Annotated in this window: 5 protein-coding genes and 1 pseudogene; 2 read left to right on the forward strand and 4 right to left on the reverse strand. The window is 64.2% G+C overall.

Annotated features, from left to right (window positions below):
* Positions 1–178 precede the first annotated feature (178 nt).
* Positions 179–802 carry a DUF4136 domain-containing protein gene (locus ACIP1U_RS03345; RefSeq protein WP_400311779.1) on the forward strand — a complete coding sequence of 208 codons (624 nt, stop codon included), beginning with the start codon at positions 179–181 and terminating at the stop codon, positions 800–802.
* Positions 803–1,100: 298 nt separating this feature from the next.
* Positions 1,101–3,422 (forward strand): NADP-dependent malic enzyme, encoded by a 2,322-nt coding sequence (locus tag ACIP1U_RS03350; protein WP_400311684.1) that lies wholly within the window; start codon positions 1,101–1,103, stop codon positions 3,420–3,422.
* 119 nt (positions 3,423–3,541) lie between these two features.
* On the opposite strand, the gene ACIP1U_RS03355 is transcribed toward ACIP1U_RS03350, so the two are convergent.
* The 4 genes and pseudogenes from ACIP1U_RS03355 to ACIP1U_RS03370 form a co-directional block, all read right to left on the reverse strand.
* Complete coding sequence (locus ACIP1U_RS03355) at positions 3,542–3,787, reverse strand: hypothetical protein (RefSeq protein WP_029045604.1); 246 nt, start codon at positions 3,785–3,787, stop codon at positions 3,542–3,544.
* A 239-nt stretch (positions 3,788–4,026) separates the two neighbouring features.
* Positions 4,027–5,094: a porin gene (locus ACIP1U_RS03360; protein WP_400311687.1), complete on the reverse strand. Its 1,068-nt coding sequence runs from the start codon at positions 5,092–5,094 to the stop codon at positions 4,027–4,029.
* A gap of 180 nt (positions 5,095–5,274) precedes the next feature.
* A complete protein-coding gene (gene uraD, locus ACIP1U_RS03365) occupies positions 5,275–5,793 on the reverse strand; it encodes a 2-oxo-4-hydroxy-4-carboxy-5-ureidoimidazoline decarboxylase (protein ID WP_400311689.1) in 519 nt (172 codons plus the stop codon).
* A 27-nt stretch (positions 5,794–5,820) separates the two neighbouring features.
* Positions 5,821–6,000 (reverse strand): annotated as a pseudogene (locus ACIP1U_RS03370) (allantoinase); the annotation flags it as partial.

Genomic DNA, 6,000 nt, shown 5'->3' on the forward strand with positions numbered 1-6,000 from the left:
CAGCCGGCGCACCCCGGCCAGAGGGAATTCAGCCGGTGCCGCGTGGTCTCAGAGACACGCAGGACGATTTTGTGAGTATGTGAAGCGAGGTAGCACTATGTGGCAGCGCGCAGGCGGTGTCGGCAATGAAGTAGAAGGAAGGGCAGGACCCTTGGGCTCCCCGCGACTCTGGGGCGTGCTGGCGCTGCTGGCGGCGCTGCTGTCAGGATGCGCCAGCACCGTGGTGACTGATGTCACCGCATTCCGCCAGCCCGGCTGGCAGAACGATGCGCCGCGCACCTACAGCTTCGAGCGCACCCCGGAACAGGCGGGGCAGCTGGATCGCCAGACCTACGAGCAATGGCTGGCCGCGGCGCTGTCTGGCATTGGCTATGAGCAGGTGCCCGAGAAGCAGGCGCACTACCGCATCAGCATGGATTACGACGCCGCGCCCGGCATCGTGCGCGTGGCGGAAACGGTCTATCCCGATCCCTGGTACGGCCCATGGGGACCCTATTGGGGGCCTTACTGGGGGCCTGGCTATTACCGGCCATGGGGTCCGTGGGGACCATGGGGGCCGGGGTATTGGCCGCCCCAGACGGTGGTGCGCGATGTGCCGGTGCTGTTCTCGAACTTGCGTGTCTATTTCCGGGACGCTGCCACCGGCAAGCGGGTCTACCAGGTCACGGCGCAGAACCAGACCGAGAACGGCACCCTGCCGGCGACGATGCCGTACCTGATCCGCAGTGCCTTTGCGGACTTCCCGGCGGAAAGCGGACGGCCGCGACGGGTCAAGCTGGAAGTCGAAAAGGAGCAGAAATAGGGCTGCGTGCAAATGCGTGCAGAGGCATGCTTCTGCACGTTCATTGCATACCCATTGGTAAAAGCTGTTTAACTGGAACATTCCACCCAAAAAACGGCTTCCGGACTGGCTTTGGTGGCACTTTGCACGAAGCGGTGGGCTAGAATAACTGCTCGATTTTTGCGTGCCTTGTGGTCGGAATCGTCAGTTTCGCTGCCAGATGTTTTTTTCGCTTCCGGTCCTTCTCCCGATTGCGGCCGATGTGAACCATGGCGGGAGAGGGGCGCTTCCGGCACCGGGCCATTTTCCGGACGAGCCAATGAGCAGCCAGAACAGCGGTGATGCACCGCAACATGCCCCGAACAGTCCTGAAGCGCAACTGCGCCTCGCTGCACTGGAATACCACCGCAGTCCCACCAAGGGAAAAATCCAGGTCACCGCGACCAAGGCGCTGTCGAACCAGCGCGACCTGTCGCTGGCCTACTCGCCGGGCGTCGCGTACGCCTGCGAGGAGATCGCCAAGGATCCTGCCACCGCCGCTGAATACACCTCGCGCGCCAACCTGGTCGCCGTGGTGACCAATGGCACCGCCGTGCTGGGCCTGGGCGACATCGGCCCGCTGGCCGGCAAGCCGGTGATGGAGGGCAAGGGCTGCCTGTTCAAGAAGTTCGCCGGCATCGACGTGTTCGACATCGAGCTCGACGCGCGCGACCCGGACAAGATCGTCGAGATCGTCGCCGCGCTGGAGCCTACGCTGGGCGGCGTGAACCTGGAGGACATCAAGGCGCCGGAGTGCTTCTACATCGAGCAGAAGCTGCGCGAGCGCATGAACATCCCCGTCTTCCACGACGACCAGCACGGCACGGCCATCATTTCGACGGCGGCGCTGCTCAATGGCCTGAAGGTGGTGGGCAAGGACGTCGGTACCGTGAAGATGGCGGTGTCTGGCGCCGGCGCGGCGGCCATTGCCTGCCTGGACACCATGGTGAGCCTTGGCGTGAAGCGCGAGAACATCTCGGTGGTGGACTCCAAGGGCGTGATCTATGTCGGCCGCGACGCCAACATGGAAGCCAACAAGGCCCGCTACGCGCAGGACACCTCGGCGCGTACGCTGGCCGACATCGTCAAGGACGCGGACGTCTTCCTGGGCTGCTCGACCGCCGGCGTGCTGACCGGCGACATGGTCAAGACCATGGCCGACAAGCCCATCATCCTGGCACTGGCCAACCCCGAGCCGGAAATCCGCCCGGAAGTGGCCAAGGCCGCGCGCCCGGACTGCATCATCGCGACCGGCCGTTCGGATTATCCGAACCAGGTCAACAACGTGCTGTGCTTCCCGTACATTTTCCGCGGCGCGCTCGATTGCGGCGCGACCAAGATCACGGAAGCGATGAAGCTGGCCTGCGTGAAGGCGATCGCCGAGCTGGCCGAAGCCGAGCTCAACGATGCCGTGGCCGCCGCCTACGGCGGCCGCGAACTGAAGTTCGGCCCCGACTACATCATCCCGACACCGTTCGACCAGCGCCTGATCGAGAAGATCGCGCCGGCGGTGGCCAAGGCCGCTGAAGAGTCCGGCGTGGCCACGCGCCCGATCCAGGACCTGGAAGCGTATCGCCAGCAGCTGTCGACCTACGTCTACCACACCGGCCTGATCATGAAGCCGGTGTTCTCGGCCGCCAAGGCCGCGCCCAAGCGCGTCGCCTACGCCGAGGGCGAGGAAGAGCGCGTGCTGCGCGCGGTGCAGGGCGTGGTTGACGAAGGCCTGGCCCGCCCGACCCTGATCGGCCGTCCGCATGTGATCCAGATGCGCATCGAGAAGGCCGGCCTGCGTCTGAAGGCCGGCGTGGACTTTGACCTGGTCAACCCGGAGGAAGACCCGCGCTACCGCGCCTACCATGAGGCCTACCACGCGCTGCGCGGCCGCGACGGCGTCACGCCGGACATGGCCAAGGTGGCGCTGCGTCGCTCCAACACGCTGATCGGGACCATGCTGATGCACATGGGCGACGCCGACGCGCTGCTGTGCGGCACCGTGGGCCGCTTCGAGGCGCACCTGGAGCATGTGCGCGATGTAATCGGCCTGGCGCCGGGTGCCAAGGTGTTCGCCGCGATGAACGCGCTGATGCTGGAAAAGCACACGCTGTTCATCACCGACACCTTCGTCAATGACGATCCCACCGCTGAGGAGCTGGCCGCGATCGCGCAGCTGGCCGCCGAGGAGATCGCGCGCTTTGGCCTGCATCCCAAGGCCGCGCTGATGTCGCACTCGATGTTCGGCTCGTCGACCCGTCCGTCGGCGCGCAAGATGCGCGAGGCTGCCGCGATCCTGTCCAAGGCGGCTCCGCACCTGGAAGTGGAAGGCGAGATGCAGGGCGACGCCGCCCTGGACGAAGACGTGCGCCGCCACTTCCTGCCGTCGACCAAGCTGGCCGGCAGCGCCAACCTGCTGGTCATGCCGACGCTGGACGCTGCTAACATCGCCTTCAACCTGCTCAAGATCACGGGCGGGCAGGGCGTGACCGTGGGTCCGATCCTGCTGGGCGCGGCCAAGCCGGTGCACATCCTGAACCCGCAGGCGACCACGCGCCGCATCGTCAACATGACGGCGGTGGCGGTGGCGGAGTGCAATGCCATCCGCTGATGTGCTGAGAAGGTAGTGACTGGCGTTGCGCCAGGATGCAAAAAGCCGGGTCGGTGACCCGGCTTTTTGTTGGATGCTGCCTTGCCGCACTACTCGCGCGGCAGCATTCGGTGCGGTGGCTACTGCAGCACGTTGTACTGCTCGCGCATGACCACGATGATGGACTTGGCCGCGGCCAGCTGGGTGTCGAGGTTTTCGACGTATTCCTGTCGAAAATCGACCTCGGCGCTCCAGTTGCATCCGGTATGGTCAGGCTGGTGCATTCGCACCGCGTGCAGCTCGCATTCGCCGCACTCGGGGTTGTTGTCGAGGCACTGGTTCAGGATGGCCATCAGTTCGGATCGCGTCTTCGCATATCGCCGCATGAGTCACCTCTCTAGGATCGAGTTTTGAGGCCTGGAACACCAATCTAGGTAGCGCAAGGTGGCGCTTCCAATTGAATCCCGCTATGGAGCGAAGGCTTCCGATCCGCCGATGGGCTTGGCATCTAATGGCGCAGCGCAGCATTCCATGATGTTTTCCTGCTGCAAGTGATGGATGCAGGTGCAATAAAAAGCCCGCCGGAAGGGCGGGCGTCAGGACTGCTGGTGAGGCGGTTACGCCATCAGAACTTGTGGCGCACGCCTACGCCGAAGGTATCGCCGTGCTCGATGCCGGTGATCTTGTCGTAGTAGTAGGCGGCGTACACGTCGGTACGCTTGGACAGGTTGTAGTCGTAGGCGACGGCAAAGGTGTTGCGCTTGAAGTCGCCCAGCGAGTTGTCGACCTTGCCGTAGGCGTAGGAGGCCAGCAGGCTGCCGGCGCCGATAGGCACGGAGGCGCCAAACTGGCCGTCGATGTGCTTGATGTCGCCCGACGGCGCGGTGGAGGCGCGGGTCTTGATGTACTGGCCCTGCGCGAACAGCTTGACCACCTTGAAGTCATAGGACAGGCCGATCTGGGCGGCGTCCTGGCGCGACAGGCCGGCATTGGTCAGGTCGGTCGGCACGTTGTCGAAGCGCACCTGCTGGTAGGCAACGGTGGCCGCGAACGGGCCGCTGAAGTACATCAGGTTGCCGCCCCACTTGTTCTTGCCGGCGGCACCGGCTTGCTCACCGAACGAGTAGATGAAGTTGGCGCTCAGGCCGCCGAAATTCGGCGTGGAGTACAGCACCGAGTTGTTCCAGCCCGAATCGCCGATGACGCCCGGATCCACCACCGCGCCGCTGGTCGCGCCGAAAAAGGTGTGGAAGATCGTCGGCGAGAAGACGTACGAGTCGATCAGCGGGTTGAACAGGATGGTCGACACGAAGTACGGCGTGGTGTTGCGGCCCAGCTTGATCGTGCCGGCCTTGTCGTTCTGCAGGCCGACGTAGGCGTTGCGGCTGAACATCGAGTCGCCGGTGAAGCGGCCGCTGTTGCCGCTGTCGGTGCGGAAGAAGCCGTTCAGGTCGAAGATGGCCTTGGTGCCGGCGCCCAGGTCCTCGGTGCCCTTGATACCCCAGTAAGACGTCTGCATCCCGCCCGAATTGGCGACCCATGCGCGCTCGCCCGCACCCGGGCTTTTGACCGCACCGACGAACATGTCGGCCTGGCCGTACAGCGTCACGCTGGACTGGGCCATGGCCGTGCCGGAAAGAAGGGTAGCCGCTACCGCCGCCAGCTTCAGTGCCGGCTTGTACTGCTTATGCATGTTTAGACCTCCGTGGTTTCTGGATCCTGCTTGGAACGTTGTGTACTGGGTCCCTGTCGGGTTCTTTTAATGTCTTTGTGCTTTTATTCGTGCCGCCTGGTTTTGGCTCGGTGTAGTGTTGCTTGGGGACCGGCGGCATCGGGTACAGCGTTTTTTGTTATACAGGTGACGCTTTTTTTGTCAGGCGGATACTAAGTCGTCGAGACGGAACTGCGCAATGCGATGGATCTGGTTGATGCAAGTTTGCAACTCGTCTTTCGGCGAGTTTTCTACGCGGCGCGCGAACTCCGCGATGATTCCGTGGCGGTCGTAGCCGCGCACCGCGAGGATGAACGGGAAGCCGAATTTCTGGTTGTACGTGGCGTTGAGCGCCTGCAAGCGATCGAACTCCTCCGGCGTGCACAGGTTCAGGCCGGCGCCGCTTTGCTCGCGCGTGGACTCGGCAGTCAGCTCGCCGCGCACCGCGGCCTTGCCGGCAAGCTCCGGGTGGGCGCGCACCAGCTTCAGCTGCGCGGCCTCGCCGGCTTCATCCACGGCGCTGCGCAGCGCTTGCGCCAGCGCGGCGGCGTCGGCAAAGGGGCGTTGCGTGGCAGCGGCCTCGGCGAACCACGGCGAATGTTCATAGATGCCGCCCAGCACGTGCACGAATTCCGCGACAGGCATGGTGTTGAGTTGGGCGAGGGTGTAGGTCTGGCTCATGCTGGATCCGGTTTACTTGCGAGCGAATTACTTGGCGGGCGTGTAGGGGTGCGTCTTGGCCCAGTGGCGGGCGATGTCGACACGGCGGCAGATCCACACCTTGTCATGGCCTTGCACATAGTCGAGGAAGCGCTGCAGCGCGCGGAAGCGGCCAGGGCGGCCGAGCAGCCGGCAGTGCATGCCGATCGACAGCATCTTGGGGCTGTC

Source organism: Cupriavidus sp. NPDC089707 (assembly GCF_044748965.1).
GTDB lineage: Bacteria > Pseudomonadota > Gammaproteobacteria > Burkholderiales > Burkholderiaceae > Cupriavidus.

Coding starts and splice junctions, on each gene's coding strand:
- ACIP1U_RS03350 (WP_400311684.1), top strand. CDS start 1,101: ATGAGCAGCCAGAACAGCGGTGATGCACCGCAACATGCCCCGAACAGT.
- ACIP1U_RS03355 (WP_029045604.1), bottom strand. CDS start 3,787: ATGCGGCGATATGCGAAGACGCGATCCGAACTGATGGCCATCCTGAAC.
- ACIP1U_RS03360 (WP_400311687.1), bottom strand. CDS start 5,094: ATGCATAAGCAGTACAAGCCGGCACTGAAGCTGGCGGCGGTAGCGGCT.
- uraD (WP_400311689.1), bottom strand. CDS start 5,793: ATGAGCCAGACCTACACCCTCGCCCAACTCAACACCATGCCTGTCGCG.